Origin of the sequence: Caballeronia sp. J97 (genome assembly GCF_905220305.1) — a bacterium.
Taxonomy (GTDB): Bacteria; Pseudomonadota; Gammaproteobacteria; order Burkholderiales; family Burkholderiaceae; genus Caballeronia.
Map to the genome: position 1 here is coordinate 128,578 of NZ_CAJMZL010000011.1, position 18,195 is coordinate 146,772.

Consider the following 18,195-nt stretch of genomic DNA (forward strand, 5'->3'; position numbering starts at 1 on the left):
CAACCAAGATGAATTCTGTACCTCGCGAGCAATACTTCACCACGCAGGCGGCGCCTGCCACGCGGCGGCATGCGATCGTCATCGGCGGCGGCATCGTGGGCACCTGTTGCGCGCTTTATCTTCAGCGAAGCGGCTTCGCAGTCACGCTCGTCGATCCCGCGCCGCCAGGCGACAGCACGGCGAAATGGAGTTGCGGCCAGATGTCCGTGGGCGAAATCATTCCCTTGTCGAAACCCGGCATTCTCCTGAAGGTGCCCGGATGGCTCCTCGATCAGGAAGGTCCGCTCGCATTGCGGCCCAGCGCGTTGCCGGGAATCTTGCCGTGGTTCATGCGCTTCTTGTCCTGCGCGCGGCAGAAGAAGATCGCCGACATTGCGACGGCCATGGCGTCGCTGACGAGCAACGTCTTCGCGGACTACGCCAGCCTGCTCGAGTCGATCGGCGACGATGCGCTGATCGGTCAGCGCCCGATCATCGAAGTGTTCGACAGCGCCAAAGGCATCGAGCATGAGCGCCCTCATATCGAGCTCAGAAAGTCGCTCGGCTTCGACACGCAGATCATCGGACGCGCGGAAATCGACGACCTCGAGCCCGCGCTGAAAGGTCGCTTTTCGCACGGCTTGCTGCTGCCGCAATGGCGCTTCGTCAGCGACACGGAGGGCTTTCTGAAGGCGCTCACGAATCATTTCGTGGCGAACGGCGGTCATCGCGTGCAAAGCGCCGCGACGCGGATCGAAGAACACGCGGGAAAGGCCACGGGCGTGACGCTCGCCAACGGCGAAAGCCTGCCGGCGGAACATGTCGTGCTCGCTGCGGGCGCGGCTTCACGGCGCTTCTTTTCGCAACTCGATGTCAGTGCTCCGCTGGAAGGCGTCGCAGGTTATCAGGTGCTGGTGTCGAATCCGAATGTCGAATTCACGCACTCGGTGATCTACGCCGACGGCGGATTCTGCTTCACGCCGATGACGCGCGGGCTGCAAATCGGCGGCACGATCGAGTTCGCGGGCCGCGACGCCAGGCCGAACTTCAGGCGCGCGGAAATCATACTGGCGAAGGCGAAGAAGGTGCTGCCTGAACTGAACACGACGAAGCATGAATTCGGCGTGGGATATAGACCGTTTTTGCCCGATACCAAACCGATCATCGACCGCTCGAAGCGTCTGCCGAACGTGCTGCTCGCGCTCGGACATGGACAGCTCGGGCTCACGCTGGGGGCCACGACCGGACGCCTGATCGCGGAGCTGGCTTGCGGGACAACGCCCAGGCTGGACCTTGCGCCTTTCAGCGCGCAGCGATTCGGTTAGCAAGCGGCTTTATCGAAGCGAAGGTTTGCGTGGCTGACGGTCAAGATCAATCGAGAGGATAAGCATGCGCTGGAAAAAAAGTCTGCAACTGGTCGGTGTCCACTGCGAAGGGGAAATCGGCAAGGTCATCACGGGAGGCGTCGTCGATGTTCCCGGCAAGACCATGCTGGACAAGATGAACTACATCAACGAGGTCGACGACAGCATTCGACGGCTCGTGGTTTTCGAGCCGCGCGGATGCCTGCAGATGTCGGTGAATCTGCTCCTGCCGCCGACGCGCCCGGAAGCGCATGCGGGGTTCATCGTCCTGCAATCGGACAAGGCTCATCCAATGTCGGGCAGCAATTCCATTTGCGTCGTGACCGCGTTGCTCGAACTGGGCATGGTGGAAATGCAGGAGCCAGAGACGACGGTCGTGCTGGACACGCCGGCCGGTCTCGTGACCGCGCGCGCGGCATGCAAGGATGGCCGATGCATCGGCGTCTCGCTGGACATGGTTCCCGCGTTCGTGGAGCACCTCGACCTGCCTGTCGAGACCGAAGCGTTCGGCACGATCACCGTCGATATCGCGTTCGGCGGCGTCTATTACGCGCTCGTCGATGTGGAGCAGGTTGGCCTCACGATCGTGCCGCAGAACGCCCGCCAGCTCGCCGATCTCGGCGTGAAGCTTCGCGCGTCGATCAATGAGCAGGTGAAACTGCAGCATCCCTTGTATCCGCAGATCGATCAGCTTGCTTATGTGATGTTCCGCAGCCGCGTGTCCGACACGGAGTATCAGACCTGCACGACATTGCCGCCCGGACGGGTCGACCGTTCGCCGTGCGGAACGGGCAGTTCCGCCAACCTGGCGACACTCGCGGCGCGCGGCAAGGTCGACGTCGGCTCGAAGTTGAAGTCGCGTTCCATCATCGGAAGCGAGTTCAAAGTGGAGATGCTGGGCCGCACTGAAGTCGGCGCGCGAGCGGCCGTCCTTCCGCGCATTCAGGGCCGCGCGTGGATTTATGGCATCGAGCAGATTGGCGTCGATCCCGACGACCCGCTGAGCGCGGGATTCATGTTGAGCGACACGTGGGGCGAAGGATTCTGACCGCTTCAGTTCCTTCCATGACGCTGGTTTTTCATGGGAAGGACGAAGCCTCTATCTCCTCGAAATGAAATCAGGATTGCAAATGAAACATAATTCGATTACCGGAAAGACCAGCGTTCTTTTCATGGTGGCCGATCCGATCGAACAGGTCAGAACGCCCGAGATCTTCAACAAAGTATTTCAAGCGTGCGGACTCGATGCCGTGATGGTGCCGCTTCATGTCGAGCCGGCGAATCTGGAAAGCACGATACGGTCGTTGTTCAAGTCGAAATCGACGCGCGGCATGGTCCTTTCGATTCCCCACAAGACCGCGGCGGCCGGCATCGTCGAGCGTCGTTCGAACGGGGCGATCACGGCCAATGCGGTGAACGCCATCCGCAGGGGCGACGACGGGAAACTGGAAGGCGATGTCTTCGACGGCACGGGCTTCGTCAAGTCGATGGACCGCTACGACATGCAGTATCGTGGCAAGTCGGTGCTGTTGATCGGCGCAGGCGGCGCGGCGAGCGCGATTGCAGCGGCGCTCGCGGAAGGCAAGGCGGCGAGCATCGCCATTTACGATGTCGATGCAGCGAAGGCGCAAAGCCTGGCGCGGTCCGTTGGCGAACGCTATGGCATTGCGACATCGGCGCAACGGACGAACGACCCTTCCGGCTTCGAAGTCGTGATCAATGCGACGCCGCTCGGCCTCAAGACCGATGATCCGCTTCCCACGGCTACGGACCGCATCGAGCGTTCCGCCATCGTGTGCGACATCCTCATGAAAAACCAGCCCACGCCGCTGCTGCGCGCGGCCATGTCGAAAGGCAACACCGTGCTTCCGGGCTTCGATATGCTGATCCTGCAATCTCCGTTGTTCCTCGAATTTTTCGGCCTGCACGAAGCGGCCGATTCGTTGAAACGCGACGACGCCGTTGCGCGCGACATGCTGTTCCCGCCCGAGTTGCGCAATCTGGTGCCGGGCGGCGTGTGAGACGTGTGTTCCGACCGCACTGCGTAGTGTTCACCCGTGCTCCGGCACGGGTTCCCTATTTGGTAATGAACCGAGAGACGTCGTGGATTTATTGCTCCGGCGTCTGATTTTCCAGGAAACGTCGATGACAAAACATACTTTTGCATGCATTGAAGGGCACACGGAAGGCATGCCGGTTCGAATGGTGGTGAGCGGTGCCCCTGAATTGCAGGGCGCGACGATGAATCACCGACGCCTGTATTTCGTCGAAAAGTACGACTGGATTCGTCGTGCGTTGACGCTCGAACCGCGCGGGCACGGCCAGATGTCGGGCACGATCTTTTATCCGCCCTTGAGCGCCAATGCCGATTTCAGTCTGCTCTTCATCGAAACGTCCGGTTGCCTGCCGATGTGCGGCCACGCGACGATCGGCTCGGTGACGTTCGCACTCGAAGCAGGACTGATCGAGCCGAAAACGCCTGGACAGGTGGTCGTCGATGTGCCGGCGGGTCAGGTGACGGCCAAGTACGTGATGAACGGCGACAAGGTCGAATCGGTGCGCTTCACGAACGTGCCGAGCTTCCTGCTTCACAAGGATGTGGAAATCGAGGTGTCGAAGCTCGGCAAGCTCAAGGTGGATATCGCATATGGCGGCAACTTCTATCCCATCGTCGAAGTGCAGGAGAACTTCCCCGGCTGCGAGCATTTCTCGCCCGAGCAACTGCTGGAAATGGGCCGCGAGGTTCAAAAGCAGGTGAATCTCGCGCTCGACGTGGTTCACCCGGACAATCCGCAGATTCGCGGCGTCAAGCATTGCATGTGGACGGGCCGCGCCATTGCCGAGGATTCCCATGCGCGCGCCGTCGTGATCGCGGGTGATCTGATCATCGACCGGTCGCCTTGCGGAACCGGCACATCGGCGCGCGTCGCTCAGCGAGTCGCGCGCGGGCTGTTGTCGGAAGGCGAGGCGTTCCGGCACGAGAGCCTGATTCTCAGCCGTTTCGTCGGCCGCGCCGAATCGACGACGAAGCTCGAAAGCGGTCTGGATGCGGTCTATCCGAGCGTGGAAGGCCGCGCGTACATAACGGGCCGTGGTGAGCACTACGTCGATGATACGCAGCCGTATGCACAAGGCTTCACGTTGTCGGAGTTCTCGAACGCAGGCCTTTGATTTCAGCAGGACGCCCGATTCGTCGGGTGTTTCCGCGCCGAAAGCGCATCGCCCCATGACCGAACCGGCTCGGCATGGGGCGATTGGCTTTGACCCCGGCCGGGCCGGGATCCTTCGCAACGAAACATCAAAGTCCGGCGGGTTTCTCCCACAAGTTCAGCGTCTGGCCGATGCCTTTATTCCGTGCGTTTTCGACCATCTCGAAGCCCCAGCTGATATCGAACACCGCCATGCCGCACGCGATGAAGATCACTCGCTCTTGCGCGTTCTCGCGGCCGGGCTTCGTACCGTTGACCACGTCGCCGAGCCCGGTCGAATCGTGAAGCGCGGGCAGCCTGCCTGCATCGATCAGGCGATAAAACGGGCCGCCGATCACGCCGCTGTAATAGCCTTCCTTGTTGCCCGACGCGATGGCGTCCTCGACATAGGCTTCCTGCAACGGCGTGTGATCGTAGACGATCTTGCAGTGCGTGAGGAAGCGCTCGTCGGTGTTGAACGGGCCCGACACCAGAATGGTCGCGCCTTCCTTGATCCATTCGTCCTTGAAGTAGAGCGGCTTAAGACGTGAAGCGGCAACGGTGATGACATCGGCATCGCGGAATCCTTTCTCGGCGTCATCGACACCGATCGCGCGCACGCCATACTGTTGCTCGACCCAGCGCGCGAATTCATTCGCCTTGTCGATGAACACATCGAAGCATACGACCTGCTCGATCGAGCCGAGCTGGGTCATGATGGCCGTGAAGCACGCCTTGTTGATCGGACCGCAGCCGATGACCGCCGCGGTCTTCGCGTCCTTGTTCACGAGATGCTTCGCCGCGACGCCCGGCACCGCGCCCGTGCGCGCCGCGCTCAACAGGTTCGCGGACATGAGCGCAAGCGGCGCGCCCGTGTCCTTGTCGTTGATCATCATGGTGAGGATCGAGCGCGGCAGGTCTTTCTGCGCATTCGCATGATTCGAGCCATACCACTTGTTGCCGCACACGTCGAAACGTCCGCCGAGATAGCCGGGCATCGCGGCGAAGCGCCGGTCCGGTCCCGCCACCGGCATGTTGGGGAACTTCGTTTCCTTCGGGAAGACGATGTTCATGCCGTGGTTGTTGTGATTGGCGCCGCCCATCAGATAGTCGCCCTTGCCGAGCAGGCTGAAGGTCTCTTCACAGACGGACACGCAACGCGCGGCGTCCAGAACGCCGGCTTCGATCATGTCGGGTTCGGACAGGTAAAGAAAGTCGATCTTGGGGTACATGACAGTCCCTTATTGAGGTCAAGGTGTTCGATTCAGAAACGCAGGAGCGGCGTGATGTCGTAGAGCCGGCACGCGGCACTCCGCGCATTCGCGCGCATGAGGAAATTCAGCTTTTCGATGCGCTCGCCGGAGCGCGGCGCACCGTTCTTCTGAAAAGGCACTTCCAGTCCGACAGAAAAGTCCATGACGACGTCATCGACCACGCCGCCGGAGCGGCCCGAGGGCACGGCGATCATTCCGTGCGCCTGCGCGAAACGATAAGCGTCCATCGCTTCGGTGATCGTGCCGACCTGATTCGGCTTGAGCACGAAGCCATCGACCGCGCGCGTGTCGTGCGCCTTTTGCAGGAGTTCGAGGCTCGTCACCGTGAGATCGTCGCCCAGCACGATGGTGCGTTTCAGGTCGCGCACGGCCTTGCTATAGCCGTTCCAGTCGTTTTCATCGAGCAGATCTTCGATGAAGACCAGATTGAACCGTTCGGTCAGATACTTCGCGTAGGCGATCAGCTCGTCCGAGGAAACCTGCTCGCCTTTTAGCTGATAGCGTCCGGTCGTTTTGTCGTACATTTCGCTCGATGCGCAATCCAGCGCGAAAGCGATGCGATCCGTATAGCCGCATTCGTCGATGGCCTTCTGCATCAACGTGAGGATGAGCTCCGGATCTTCGGACGGCGCCGCATAACCGTATGAACTGGCGACTTGCGGCTTGTGCCCGAGATACGCCGTCAGCACGTCCGCGAGTTTATGAAATACGGCCACCGCCATTTCGATCGCGAAATCGATGCTGTCGGTGCCGTACGGCACGATCAGGAACTCGTTGAACGCCTGCGTGAAGCCCTCGTAGCGGCCACCGTTGACGACGTTGAAGCAGGGCACCGGCACGGTCCAGATGTCGCGCCCTGCAATGTGCTCATACAGGGGAAGGGCGCGTGCGTCGGCGGCCGCGCGAAAGGCGGCGATGGAAGCCGAATAGATGGTATTGCCGCCCAGACGATGCTTGTCCGGCGTGCCGTCGAGCGCGATCATTTTTTCGTCGATGGCGCGTTGATCGAATACATTCATGCCGACGAGTTCGGGACCGATCACCCTGACGGCGTTTTCCACGGCCTTGTGCACGCTCAGGCCTTTATACGTCGAGGGATCGCCGTCACGCAAAACGAAGGACTCGTGCATGCCGACCGAGGTGCCGGTCGGCGCCGCGCCGCGTCCGCTCGCGCCGCTCTCGGTGCGAATCTCGACTTCGACCGCGGGACGGCATTTACAGTCGATGATCTGTTGCGCGCGCACGGAAACGATCTTGTCTTCCATTACTGGTTCTCCTTGAGAGCCGGCACGTAGAGGATGTTCAGGTCGCACAGATTGGTGCCCGTGTTGCCGGTGTAGACCGCCGCGCCAATGGACGACAACGCTTCGAAGCAACTGTGCTCGCGCAACGCCTGGAAAAGACTGATACCTTTCGCGGCGGCCGCCTTGAAGCTGCTCGAATCCGTGATGCCGCCGGCGACTTTCGCGGTGCCGTCCGTGCCTTCGCTGTCGATGGACAGCAGGCACGCGCCCTTGGCCTTTTCCGCCGCGATGGCGAAGCCCACGGTCATTTCCTGTCCCGGGCCGCCGTGTCCCTTGATGACGCTGTTGTCGCCGATATGCGTCGTCACCTCGCCTGAACTGAGCAGCACGCAGGGCGGCTTGACGGGATTGCCATAGGTCTGGATCTCGCGCGCCATCGACGCGAAGAAAGTCCCCGCATCGCGGCTTTCGCCTTCGAGAAACGACGAGACGATCATGGCCGGAATGCCCATGTCCGCGCAGATTTCCTTCGCGTAGATGCATGAGTCCGGCAAGGTGTTGAGCAGAAAATAGGTGTTCTCCGGAAACGCTTTGGGCGTCTCCGCTTCGGGACCGGCGTTCATCAGATAATCGACGACGCTTCTGGGCAGACGGTCCGCCACGTTGCGGTTGACGATGGTCGCGCGCGCATCGTCGAGCGTCGTCATGTCGGGGCCGATCGGCGTGCTCTTGTACGCCGCGTAGGGCACGGCGATATCGCCTGTGGCGGGGGAGCCCACCGCATCGCTGATGCCGAAACCGATCAGCTCAGCGCCGACGGCCTGGATGCGTTTGGCGAGCATGCCGCCGTTGAGCGCGGAAATATGCCGGCGCACCGCATTGATTTCGTAGATGCCCGCGCCGGATTTCAACAGCACGTCGGTCGTGTCGATCTCGTCCTGAAGCGTGATGCCATCGATCGGGCAGGACATGAGCGCGGAACTTCCGCCGCTGATCACCGCGATGAAGAGATCGTCCGGTCCCGCCTGATCGACCAGTTCGATGATCTTGCGCGACGCGCGATGTCCCTCCTCGTTCGGCAGCGGATGACCGCCGACGAACACTTCGGTCTTATTGAAACGGTCTGACTCTTCGTGGATCTTCACGATGGCGATGCCATAGGTCAGCCTGTCGCCCAACGCGTGATCGACGGCCATCGCCATGTGATTGCACGCCTTGCCCGCGCCGATCAGATACACGTTGCGCTTCTTCGACAAGTCCCACGAACGCGTGCCGATATGCAAGGTATCGCCGTCGAGACGCATGAGCGCCTGAATGCGCCGATAGCTGTCCAGTCGTTCGAGCGTACGGTCCGCGATTTCGAGGACGATGCGCCGGGATTCCGCCTCGCCGTGCGAAAGAATCTCTGCTGAATTACGTATCTTCTTCATACGAGTACCGGTGAAAGGGTTGCCCTGTCGCCGCTTTCGAACGGCGGCAGCGTAGGTGCAATTTAGGCAGATACCCTGCACAGATACATGTACACTTTCCGAAGCCGGCGGATTGCTGTATTGGGTCCGTCACCTATACACGCGAACTTGCGCTCCACGACCCGCCATGAAGCCTGTCTTTTCACTCGATCCCGGTTCCGGGATATCGCTCACCATGCAGATCGTCGCGGGCATCGCGCTAGAGGTCGAAGAGAAGCGCTGGCGGCCCGGCGCACGCGTGCCGAGCATTCGATCGTTCGCGAATGCGCACGGTGTGTCGACGTTTACGGTGGTGGAGGCTTACGACCGGCTGGTCGCTCAAGGCGTGCTGGTGGCCCGGCGCGGGTCTGGCTTTTATGTGTCGGAACGCCGCCCTGGCGGCCCGCATAAAGGCGCGGAAAAGCTCGACGAGAAAGTCACGAACGGATGGCTCGTCCGCAATTTTCTGAGCGTCAACGAAGGGGCCATTCACGCGGGCGCGGGATGGCTGCCGGAAACATGGTTCGATAGCGAAGGGATAGCGCGATCGCTCAGGCAACTCGCGGCCCACCCTGAGCAGTTGCTGGGCTATGGCGATGCGCGCGGCTTCGACCGGTTGCGTGAACAGATCGTGCGCCAGCTCGCGGATTACGAAATCGAGACCGACATCGGCGGCGTGATGACCACCCTCGGCGCGAATCAGGCGCTCGATCTGGTGATTCGCCGGTTCACGCAGCCCGGCGATACCGTCATGGTGGACGAGCCTTGCTACAGCGATCTGCTCGTCGCGCTGCGCATGCGGGACGTCGAGACCATCGGCATTCCGATGACGCCCACGGGACCCGATATCGCAGCGATGCAGAGCGCACTGCAAACCCGTGGCCCCAGGCTCTATTTCACCAATAGCCGGCTGCACAATCCGACCGGCGCGAGTTACAGCTCGGCCGCCGCCTACAAAGTGCTCAAGATCGCCGAGCGGCACGATTGCCTGATCGTGGAAGACGATGTGTCGGCGGATCTCGTGCAGGGTGCGCATTTCACGCTCGCATCCATGGATCAACTGCGCAACGTCATTTACGTCGGCAGCTTTTCCAAAACGATCGGCGCGGGTTTGCGCGTGGGTTTCGTCGTCGCGGATCACGACGTGATCGAAAGCCTGCTTTATCAGAAGCTCGTGTCGGGCATGTCGACGCCGACCGTCACCGAGCGCCTCGTCAGTGCGATCCTGTCGGAAGGGCATTACCGGAAACAGACCGAGCAGTTGCGCGACAGGCTCGCGGCCGCGCAGGAGAAGACGTGCCGAAGGCTCGAAGCGAGCGGCTTCGAGGTATTCTGCGAACCACGCTCCGGCATGTTCGTCTGGGCGAGGCCTTCCGATGCCGATGTGGATTCGTCCCGCCTTGCCGAGCTTGCCCTTCAGCAAAAAATTCTGCTCGCGCCCGGACACCTGTTCTTCGCCGGGCGCGTCAAGACGGGCTGGCTGCGGTTCAACGTGGCGCATTGCAACTTCGACCGCCTGTTCAGTTTTCTATCGGATGCAGCCGACCGCTGAGAACGGCGCGCGATCGAGTGTGCAGCCGTTCCCGCCTGTACAGGTATCGCGATGTGTACATGTCGCGCATGTTTTCGGCGGGCGAGCATGTTCGCAAGCGACAACGAATGCATGAGCGCTCGCGCGCCGAGCGCGGGACACATTGGAGAGAGCACACGCATGAGCTACGATCTTTCGCGCTTTGCGATCAATCAGATCACGACGCCCAAATGGACCATGGCCGAAGCCATCGACGGCTATAAGCGGCAGGGCGTCAACGGCATTGCGGTCTGGCGGCATTTCATGGAGGAATACGGTGTCGCGCAAACGCGCCGGCATCTCCGGGAACTGGATATGTGGGTTCCGTCGCTGTGTACGAGCGAATGGTTCAACGCGAGCGTGGGCGAAAGCATGACGGCGGCGATCGACACGAACAAGCGTCTGCTCGATGCGGCTGGCGAAATCGGCGCGGCGTGCCTGATGATGGTGGTGGGCGGCATGCCGCCGGATAGCAAGGACATCGCGGGCCAGCGCGCGCGCGTGCGCGACGCACTCTTTACCTTGTTGCCGCATGCGCGAGAGGTCGGCGTGAAGCTCGGTCTCGAACCTCTGCATCCGATGTATGCCGGCGACCGCAGCGTGCTGAATTCGATCAAGATCGCCAACGATCTCTGCGACGAACTAGGCGAGGGCGCCGGTCTGGTGCCCGATGTTTACCACTGCTGGTGGGACCCGGTCTTCGAGGCGGAGATTCGCCGTGCGGGACCGGAACGCATCATCACTTTTCACTATTGCGACTGGCTGGTGCCGACGCGCAACCTCCGTGACCGGGGCATGGTCGGCGACGGCGTCATCGATATTCCGCGCATCAAGGGATGGCTGGATGACATCGGCTATACCGGGCCTTTCGAGCTGGAGATTTTCTCCGAACTGGACTGGTGGGAACGTCCGCCGGAAGAAACGGTTCGCGTGGCGGTCGAACGATGCGGGCCGCACGTCGGCAAGCTCGCTCACACGAAGGCTTAAGCGCCGCCATTTTCATTTCGATCCGGAAGAGACCATGAATAGTCTGTTCTTTGAGAACAGCGCGCGGGACGGCTCGCGCGCAGAAAATGCGAGCAAGTCTTCGGCCGTGTCAGTGTCGGTGGACGCGCGCAACAACGGCGCGCTGAATGAACGCGATGGCGCACGCACGCGTTATCAGGTCGCTTCGCAGTATGACTGGATGGATCATCACTCGACCTTTGCAACGAGCGAATGGTGAGAATCGTGCAGCACACGCGAGCCTTGAAAATCAATCTTTCGATCATCAGCGAATACCATGTCGTCCGGTCCCGTCACTCCAGTCGATCGCTTCTCCGCAACCAGTCACGCAAGCCATGATGCCCTGTATGCCAAGGTGACGGTGCGCCTGCTGACGCTGTTCTTTTTCTGTTTCTTCGCGGCTTACCTCGATCGCGTGAACATCGGGCTCGCAAAACTCCAGATGCTCGATGCGCTCGGCTTCAGCGATCGCATCTACGGTCTTGGCGCGGGCCTGTTCTTCGCCGGATACATCGCTTTCGAGATTCCGAGCAATCTCGTTCTGGAGAAGGTGGGCGCCAAGGTGTGGATCGCGCGAGTAATGATCACCTGGGGCGTGCTCTCCGCTGCAACGATGTTCGTCAAAACGCCATTGCAGTTCTACATCGTTCGATTCCTGCTCGGTGCTGCCGAAGCCGGATTCGTGCCGGGCGTTTTGCTGTATCTGTCGCAATGGTTCCCGTATGAAAGACGCGCTCGGATCGTCGCTTTGTTCATGATCGCCATGCCGATTTCCAGTCTGCTCGGCAATCCGTTGTCCGGCTGGCTCATGAGTGCTATGGACAATGTGCACGGGTACGGCGGGTGGCAATGGCTCTTTCTGATCGAGGCGTTGCCGTCGGTGGCGCTCGGCGTGTTCGTGCTTCTGTGGCTGCCGAACAGCATCGAGAAAACGCAATGGCTCACGAGCGAAGAGAAGCGCGTGTTGCTCGCGCATCTCGATAGCCATTCACATGTCGAAAAGATTTCGTCGCTCAAGAAGGTATTCGTCGATCGGCGGCTCTGGATTCTGGGGCTTGTCGACGCCTGCATCATGATCGGCGTTTATGCGACCAGTTTCTGGCTGCCGTCGATTCTTCACGATACCGGCGTGCGCGATCCGATGACCATCGGCTTGTGGATGATTCTGCCTAACGCGGCAGCCGTGTGCGGCATGCTGTGGTGCGGGCGCAGCTCCGATAGAACGGGAGAACGCCGGTGGCACATGGCTCTGCCATGTCTGATCGCGGGTTGCGGGCTATTCGTCGCCGCACTCACATCGCATACCACGCTCGCCACGGTCATACTTTTCTCGCTCATCAACGCGGGCGCATCGTCGACCATACCGGTCATCTGGACGCTCCCTCCCACGTTCCTCAAAGGCACGGGCGCTGCCGCGGGTATCGCGATGATCACGTCACTTGCCAACCTGGGCGGCTTCTTCGGCACGTATCTTCTCGGCTGGCTAAAGGACGAGTTTCAATCGCAGCGAGCCGGGATGCTCGGGTTTGGCGTGTGCATGTTGATCGGATGCGCACTGGCGCTCGCGTACCCGAAGGCTGAAGAAGGCGCGGCGGAGTCGTGATGCATCGAAAGGTGATGTGTAGCCGGTCTCTCACCTTTTTGGAGACCGCCGAAACTACACCACCGCACCTCCTTTCATCCGGCGTCGCCCGCGACGGCTCATGCTCGCATTGACTACGGCCTACGCGCATTCTTTTTGCGGTGCTACGCGCCGAATTCGAGACTGTCGCGATTCGATTGCCGATCTTTCTCAAGTTGACCACCACGACGCAAGGGTGGGCTCGCCTTGCAGTCGCGTCGTCTTATCCGTCCAACTTGTCCATCGTCGCAAGCAGGTCGGATAGCGCCTTCTTGCAGGCGGATGGGTCCGGGGCTTTTGAACGTAACGCGTCGAGCGCCCGGTCGATGGCCTTGTCGACCAGGTGCCAATCGGCCGCTGCGCGCGGCTTCAGGGCGGGTTCGGCCTCGTCCCATGACGTTTCAAGATCCTTGATTCGCGTCCTGGCGCCGGCGAGGTCGCCTTTGTCGACCTTGGTCGCCGTATCGACCACGATGGAGCGGAACGGCGACAGGTCGCCAAGCCTCGACGCCGCCTGGACGGAAGCGACCAGTTCGAATCCCGAGGGCGAGAGCGAGGTAAGAAACGCCGCACTGCCCAAAGCAAATGTTGCACTGACCACCAACAGCCGATGTGCTCGCATGATCCTTTCCCCCTTTATTTACGATTGAATCGATGATTCGTTGTTAGCAGGCCTCCGAACGCTCACGAAGACCACCAAGGCGACGATCACAGCGAGGAAGCTTGCGCTCGTGTACACCGTGCCGAGCCCGACACCACCGTAAGCACGCGATTGCGAGAGCAAGTCGCCCAACGAGGCGCCGAACGGACGAGTGAGGATGTAGGCGATCCAGAACGCCAGCACACGGTTCATGCCGAGAGACGCGCCGGCAGCAGTTGCGGCGATGAGCGCGCTGAAGACGACTACGCCCCACGAAAAACCGAGCCCGAGTGCTTCTGTAGCGAGATCGCCCGCGGCGGTGCCCAATGCGAACGTGCAGAGAATCGTCACCCAGTAGAAGAGTTCTCTTCGCCGCGTGTCGACATGCCGGATCGACAGCGTTTTCTCGGACCGGTGCCACGACGCGAGCACGATTGCGAGCAGTACGGTGAAGCATGCTGTGCTGACGTACAAGCTAACGCCTGCTCCGTCTGTGAGGGCATCGGTTAATTGAGTGCCCGCCACGCTTATCAATAGGACGCTTAGCCAATACGCCCACGGAACGAATCTTCGAAAGTGCAATTGGAATCCGAGTGCTATCGCAAGGAGCATTGCAGTGATTGCATCGGTTATCAAAGTGCCGAGTCCGACATTGACCGCAAGATAATCAGCCGCTGTTTCACCGACCGTGGTCGACAGAATCTTGATGAACCAGAAAGTTATCGTGACCTCTGGCACTTTATTGTCTGCCCAGGTGACATTGGGAATTCGTGAATTGTCCATGAACGGGCTCCAGAGATTGGCGCCACAAGAAGGAAGATTCGAGTGATGTGGCGCTTTCCTGGACGCAACTCTGATGAGACAGACTTAGCCATCCCTTAGCGGCGACGCGGAATGCTTATCCATGGGCCGATGCCTTTTCCTAAGGCGAGGTCATGAATATGAGCAACCCGAGGACAACGAAGTTATAGGGACGGCGCAAGGCCAGTCTGGCGATCCAAACGGGTATTCCCGATTTGGGCGCGCAGGTGGCGAGCGGAAGCAAACCGCTGATCGGTTTGTCGATCGTCGGCGAAATGCTGCATGCGCTCGTCGACTATACCGCCCGGCCGGCGGGCTCGCAGATCGTCGCTTACCTTCTGACCTTCTGCGTCATCGTCGGACTTTCGAAGATCGCGAGCAATCGTCAGCAGGCTCTCCAAACCGGCGGACCGGCCAGGGATCGAGGATAGCGGTCCCGGCATCGTGCCGGAAACGTGCCCGAACCGATTGGAGTTCGACAGGTTCGAGCGCGCCGAAGCTTGCTTGTCAGAACGTGTTGCGATCGAATCCGGGGAGCGCTTGCGTGCCTTCGACCCTGACGGAGTTGAGGTTGCGCGAGTCGACACCGAGCAAGTTCAGAATGGTGGGCGCGACTTGCGTGGTGAGAACGCGATCGCTGACTGTCTGACCACCGTTTCGCACGTCGGGCACGTAGATGACGAGGCCCAGATGATTGTCATCGGGTGCGTTTCCGCCGTGTTCCTCGTCCTTCGTCGTGCTCGACGTATAGATCACGCCCGGATTGGGTTGCACGACGATATCCGGCGTGCGACCTTCGCGTGGATCTCCGAACGATGCCGCGAGACGCGGTCCATAAAGCAGGTACGCGCGCGGACCGTCCGCGCAGATTCCCGGCGCATTGCAGCTCAGATTGTCTTTCAGCGTGGTGACGACCTGTGCGAGTTGACGTTGATCGCGCAGCCAGATAAGACCGATGTCGTCGGTCTGCACGAACCCGGTGCCTGACAAGCCGGTGCCGTCATTCAGATTGCCGCTCTTCGTCGCGTTCTGGCCGTAGTTGCCGTCCGGATCGAGATAGGCATTCGCTTGCAGCAGCTTTCCGAGCGTATTTCCGTTCTTGACGAGCTTCGAATGATCGGCCGGCGACTGTCCGTGTTTCGACGTCACGATGATCGCCGTCGAACGGTACAGATTCCGCTGCTTCAATTCGGCGACGATGCGCCCGAGCGAAGCATCGATGTAGCCGATGGCATCGCTCACTTGCGGGCCGGGCGTGAAGCTGCCGTCGAGATATCCGCCGCCCGAACTGACGACGGCCTTCTGCGCCACACTCAGCGTCTGGAAATTCGCGCCGAAGATTGTCGGCACGCCGGGCGATGCGTCACCGTTCGAGTTCTTGCCATCGATCTGATTGATGAGCGCCTGCACATGCAGATCGTCGAACTGTTCGGTGTGCGTGTAGATATCGGTGAAGTCGGCTTTCGTGCTCGAATTCGGATCGATCGAGTTGATCTCGGTGCGCGCGAGATCGTCGACGCCTCTACCGGAAGGACCGTTCAGCCAGTCATAACCCCATGCGTGCTTGTCCGACCATGCGGTGCGGGAATGCGGAATGCGTTGCTTGACGACCTCGAAAACCGTGTTGGTTTTCACGTAGTCGTGCGGATACACGGGCTTGCAGACGCCGTCCACCTTCGCGTTCGGAATGGCTTGCGGATTGAACGCGCCGCCGCCATCGAGATGAACGAGCGCGCCGCCGTCTTTTGCGTCGATGCCAGTGGTTTCGTCGAACACCACGTTCCATCCTTGCGTGCCGGTGCAGCCAGTGTCCGACGGCGCGTAGAGCGTGCGGTCATACGACACGTCGTAGAACAAGCCCGTGGTTTTCGGCGAGCCGCCGGTCACGAGCGCCGCGAGACCGGGAAACGAGTCGGAGAGGCCCGGCGTATGCGCGTTCGTATAGGTGATGCCGGATTTCGCAAGCAACGCGAGATTGGGGCACGCGTTGGACGCGATGCATCGCGCGACGTCCTGCTCGTGCAGACCGTCGAAGCTGATCAATAGAACGTGCTGAACCGCCCCGCGGTGCTCGCGTTCGCGCGACGAATGATCGTCCTCATTTCGCGCAGCGGCGCTTGAAGTGTGAAGGAAGGCAACCGCGATGACGGCGGCGATTGCGCTTCGCCCAAGAAGCACCCGCTTGTTTGTTCTCTTCATTGTCTCGTCCTGATCAGTTGATGGTTTAACGCTGCATGAGGCGTTCACCAATGTGCAACCGCAGTGAGACGAGTCCATGAACGCGGACTTTCGTTTGGCTGTCTTTTGGAAGATTTATTTTCGATGAAGAAGCCTGTTCTGAAGCATCTCCTAAGGCTTCCTTAAGCTTTGCTGTGTCAGCCGAAAATGCGTGCGCGCGCTGCACGGCTCAGTGATGGCTAAGTTGGAGGAAGCGCCCGCGCAAGCCATCTCGCGTCGTCCGGAAAGTGATTGCAGGAGAAAGGCACCAGTCAGGTGCATGGCCGGAAACCTTGTGCATGTGACATTGGAACGGCTCCGCGTTCGATCAAGAATGGGGCTTTCGAGGAGAGCGACAAACATGCCCTACCTGCAACTGGATGTATGCGGCCACTATTCGGTGGAAGACAAGCAGCGCCTGGCGCTGAAGATGAGCGAGACCTACGCGCAGATGATGTCGGTGGACATCCGGCGGATCAGCGTCGCGATTCGGGAACTGGGTGACGGAGGCGTCTGGCGGATTCCGGAGGCCGGCGAAGAGCCGGTCCCGGTCGCAGTCATGATGCTGGACATCAGAAAGGGAAGGCCGCCCGAGTTGCGTATGGATGTGGCCAAAGCGCTGTGCGCGCATTGCATCGACATTCTCGGCCTGCGTGAAGAGCGGCTCAATGTCGAATTCACGCAGCATTCCGGCGATGAGATGTATCACCCGGCGCTGGGTGGCTACAGCCCGGAATGGACGCCCGGCGAGCAGTAACGCAAGAAACAAGGAGAAGGGCGCTCAAAGCGCAAGCGGCGTGACCCCTGACGCCCGCTGGATGGTTTGCGGCGGCTGACCGAATGCACGCAGGAATGCCTGACGCATGCGTTCACGGTCGCCAAAGCCCGTTTCTCGCGCGACGACCTCGATCGGATGACGCGTCGTCTCCATCATCAGCCGGGCGGCTTCCACGCGAAGCCGCTCGACTGCCTTGGCGGGCGATTGCCCGGTTTCCTCACGAAATACCCGGCTGAACTGGCGCGGACTGAGCCGTGCTGCTTCGGCCAGCCGCTCGACCGACAAGTCGCTCGCGAGGTTTTCACTCGCGTAGGTCAGTGCCATCTGCACGCGGTCGGACCGTGCGCTCATCTCCAGCAGCGCCGAAAACTGCGACTGTCCACCCCCGCGCCGCTGATAGAGCACGAGCTTGCGCGCGACCATGCGCGAAGTTTCCAGCCCGAAATCGCTTTCGACGATGGCGAGCGCGAGGTCCACGCCGGCGCTCATGCCCGCCGACGTCCACATCTGTCCATCGACCACGTAGATGCGGTCTTCCTCGACCTGGATGTCCGGATACTGCATCTGGAAGGCGCGCGCGTGGAACCAGTGCGTCGTGGCCCGCTTCCCTTCCAGCAGACCCGCTGCAGCTAGAACGAACGCGCCCGTGCAGATCGAAGCGATGCGCCGTGAATGGCGCGGCGCCTGCCGAAGATAGTCGATAAGCGCTGTCGAAGGCAGGCGGCATTCGTTGTCGCCCGCGACGATCAGCGTGTCGTAACCCTCCTTGGCCAGCGGTTCGCTATGAATCGAAAACCCCTGCGACGATGCGATCGGTCCGCCGTGCTCGGACACGATGCTGAATCGGTACGACGTCTCGTCGCGCAGCAGGTTGGCGTATTCGAACACGCTCGCCACGGCCAGCGCGAGCGACTGGAAATTCGGATAAACGAGAAGTCCGACGGTATGCATGATGTTCCCCGTTTGATGGCCTGATTCATTGAAGTTAGCACAAAAGAGACAGACGCAACGGGGGGCGGATGGCTCGGATCATTGCATATATGACATTGAGGTCATGAGCCGAGGA

At 60.6% G+C, this 18,195-nt stretch carries 16 protein-coding genes and 2 pseudogenes; 10 read left to right on the forward strand and 8 right to left on the reverse strand.

What is annotated here, in order from left to right; all coding sequences use genetic code 11:
* Positions 1-8 precede the first annotated feature (8 nt).
* The 4 genes from U4Y90_RS16550 to U4Y90_RS16565 all read left to right on the forward strand — a co-directional run bounded on the left by U4Y90_RS16550 (position 9) and on the right by U4Y90_RS16565 (position 4,514).
* Complete coding sequence (locus U4Y90_RS16550; RefSeq protein ID WP_321796033.1) at positions 9-1,304, forward strand: NAD(P)/FAD-dependent oxidoreductase; 1,296 nt, start codon at positions 9-11, stop codon at positions 1,302-1,304.
* A 64-nt stretch (positions 1,305-1,368) separates the two neighbouring features.
* Entirely contained in the window at positions 1,369-2,391 is a 1,023-nt protein-coding gene (locus U4Y90_RS16555) for a proline racemase family protein (protein ID WP_321796035.1), read from the forward strand.
* A gap of 82 nt (positions 2,392-2,473) precedes the next feature.
* Complete coding sequence (locus U4Y90_RS16560; RefSeq protein ID WP_321796037.1) at positions 2,474-3,364, forward strand: shikimate dehydrogenase; 891 nt, start codon at positions 2,474-2,476, stop codon at positions 3,362-3,364.
* A gap of 124 nt (positions 3,365-3,488) precedes the next feature.
* Positions 3,489-4,514, forward strand: coding sequence for a 4-hydroxyproline epimerase (locus U4Y90_RS16565; protein ID WP_321796039.1), 1,026 nt, complete (start codon positions 3,489-3,491; stop codon positions 4,512-4,514).
* A gap of 127 nt (positions 4,515-4,641) precedes the next feature.
* Here U4Y90_RS16565 and U4Y90_RS16570 read toward each other — a convergent pair whose 3' ends face one another.
* From U4Y90_RS16570 to U4Y90_RS16580, 4 genes and pseudogenes are all read right to left on the reverse strand, one after another.
* A complete protein-coding gene (locus U4Y90_RS16570; RefSeq protein WP_321796040.1) occupies positions 4,642-5,763 on the reverse strand; it encodes a tyramine oxidase subunit B in 1,122 nt (373 codons plus the stop codon).
* An 18-nt stretch (positions 5,764-5,781) separates the two neighbouring features.
* Positions 5,782-5,853, reverse strand: a pseudogene (locus tag U4Y90_RS36160) (hypothetical protein); the annotation flags it as partial.
* A gap of 5 nt (positions 5,854-5,858) precedes the next feature.
* A pseudogene (eno, locus tag U4Y90_RS16575) lies at positions 5,859-7,070 on the reverse strand (phosphopyruvate hydratase); the annotation flags it as partial.
* Positions 7,070-8,479 (reverse strand): glycerate kinase, encoded by a 1,410-nt coding sequence (locus U4Y90_RS16580; protein ID WP_321796043.1) that lies wholly within the window; start codon positions 8,477-8,479, stop codon positions 7,070-7,072. The gene U4Y90_RS16580 and the pseudogene eno, both read right to left, overlap by 1 nt.
* Positions 8,480-8,534: 55 nt before the next feature.
* Here U4Y90_RS16580 and U4Y90_RS16585 point away from each other — a divergent pair, with 55 nt between their 5' ends.
* From U4Y90_RS16585 to U4Y90_RS16600, 4 genes are all read left to right on the forward strand, one after another.
* Positions 8,535-10,049: a PLP-dependent aminotransferase family protein gene (locus U4Y90_RS16585; protein WP_321796045.1), complete on the forward strand. Its 1,515-nt coding sequence runs from the start codon at positions 8,535-8,537 to the stop codon at positions 10,047-10,049.
* 159 nt (positions 10,050-10,208) lie between these two features.
* Entirely contained in the window at positions 10,209-11,054 is an 846-nt protein-coding gene (locus U4Y90_RS16590) for a sugar phosphate isomerase/epimerase family protein (RefSeq protein ID WP_321796046.1), read from the forward strand.
* Positions 11,055-11,088: 34 nt separating this feature from the next.
* Positions 11,089-11,292, forward strand: a complete 204-nt coding sequence (locus tag U4Y90_RS16595) for a hypothetical protein (RefSeq protein WP_321796047.1) — start codon at positions 11,089-11,091, stop codon at positions 11,290-11,292.
* A gap of 57 nt (positions 11,293-11,349) precedes the next feature.
* Positions 11,350-12,675, forward strand: coding sequence for an MFS transporter (locus U4Y90_RS16600; RefSeq protein ID WP_321796049.1), 1,326 nt, complete (start codon positions 11,350-11,352; stop codon positions 12,673-12,675).
* A gap of 241 nt (positions 12,676-12,916) precedes the next feature.
* Here U4Y90_RS16600 and U4Y90_RS16605 read toward each other — a convergent pair whose 3' ends face one another.
* A complete protein-coding gene (locus U4Y90_RS16605) occupies positions 12,917-13,315 on the reverse strand; it encodes a histidine kinase (protein ID WP_321796050.1) in 399 nt (132 codons plus the stop codon).
* A gap of 18 nt (positions 13,316-13,333) precedes the next feature.
* Positions 13,334-14,116 carry a hypothetical protein gene (locus tag U4Y90_RS16610; protein ID WP_321796052.1) on the reverse strand — a complete coding sequence of 261 codons (783 nt, stop codon included), beginning with the start codon at positions 14,114-14,116 and terminating at the stop codon, positions 13,334-13,336.
* Positions 14,117-14,361: 245 nt separating this feature from the next.
* On the opposite strand from U4Y90_RS16610, the gene U4Y90_RS16615 reads away from it, so the two are divergent.
* Positions 14,362-14,565 carry a hypothetical protein gene (locus U4Y90_RS16615; RefSeq protein WP_415749365.1) on the forward strand — a complete coding sequence of 68 codons (204 nt, stop codon included), beginning with the start codon at positions 14,362-14,364 and terminating at the stop codon, positions 14,563-14,565.
* 76 nt (positions 14,566-14,641) lie between these two features.
* Here the strand turns inward: U4Y90_RS16615 and U4Y90_RS16620 are convergent, their stop codons facing one another.
* The gene (locus U4Y90_RS16620) at positions 14,642-16,333 is read right to left on the reverse strand and encodes an alkaline phosphatase family protein (protein WP_321796053.1); all 1,692 of its coding nucleotides are present in this window, start codon (positions 16,331-16,333) and stop codon (positions 14,642-14,644) included.
* 379 nt (positions 16,334-16,712) lie between these two features.
* On the opposite strand from U4Y90_RS16620, the gene U4Y90_RS16625 reads away from it, so the two are divergent.
* A complete protein-coding gene (locus U4Y90_RS16625) occupies positions 16,713-17,108 on the forward strand; it encodes a tautomerase (RefSeq protein WP_321796054.1) in 396 nt (131 codons plus the stop codon).
* 24 nt (positions 17,109-17,132) lie between these two features.
* Here the strand turns inward: U4Y90_RS16625 and U4Y90_RS16630 are convergent, their stop codons facing one another.
* Positions 17,133-18,080, reverse strand: a complete 948-nt coding sequence (locus U4Y90_RS16630; RefSeq protein WP_321796055.1) for a GlxA family transcriptional regulator — start codon at positions 18,078-18,080, stop codon at positions 17,133-17,135.
* Between the last annotated feature and the right edge of the window lie 115 nt (positions 18,081-18,195).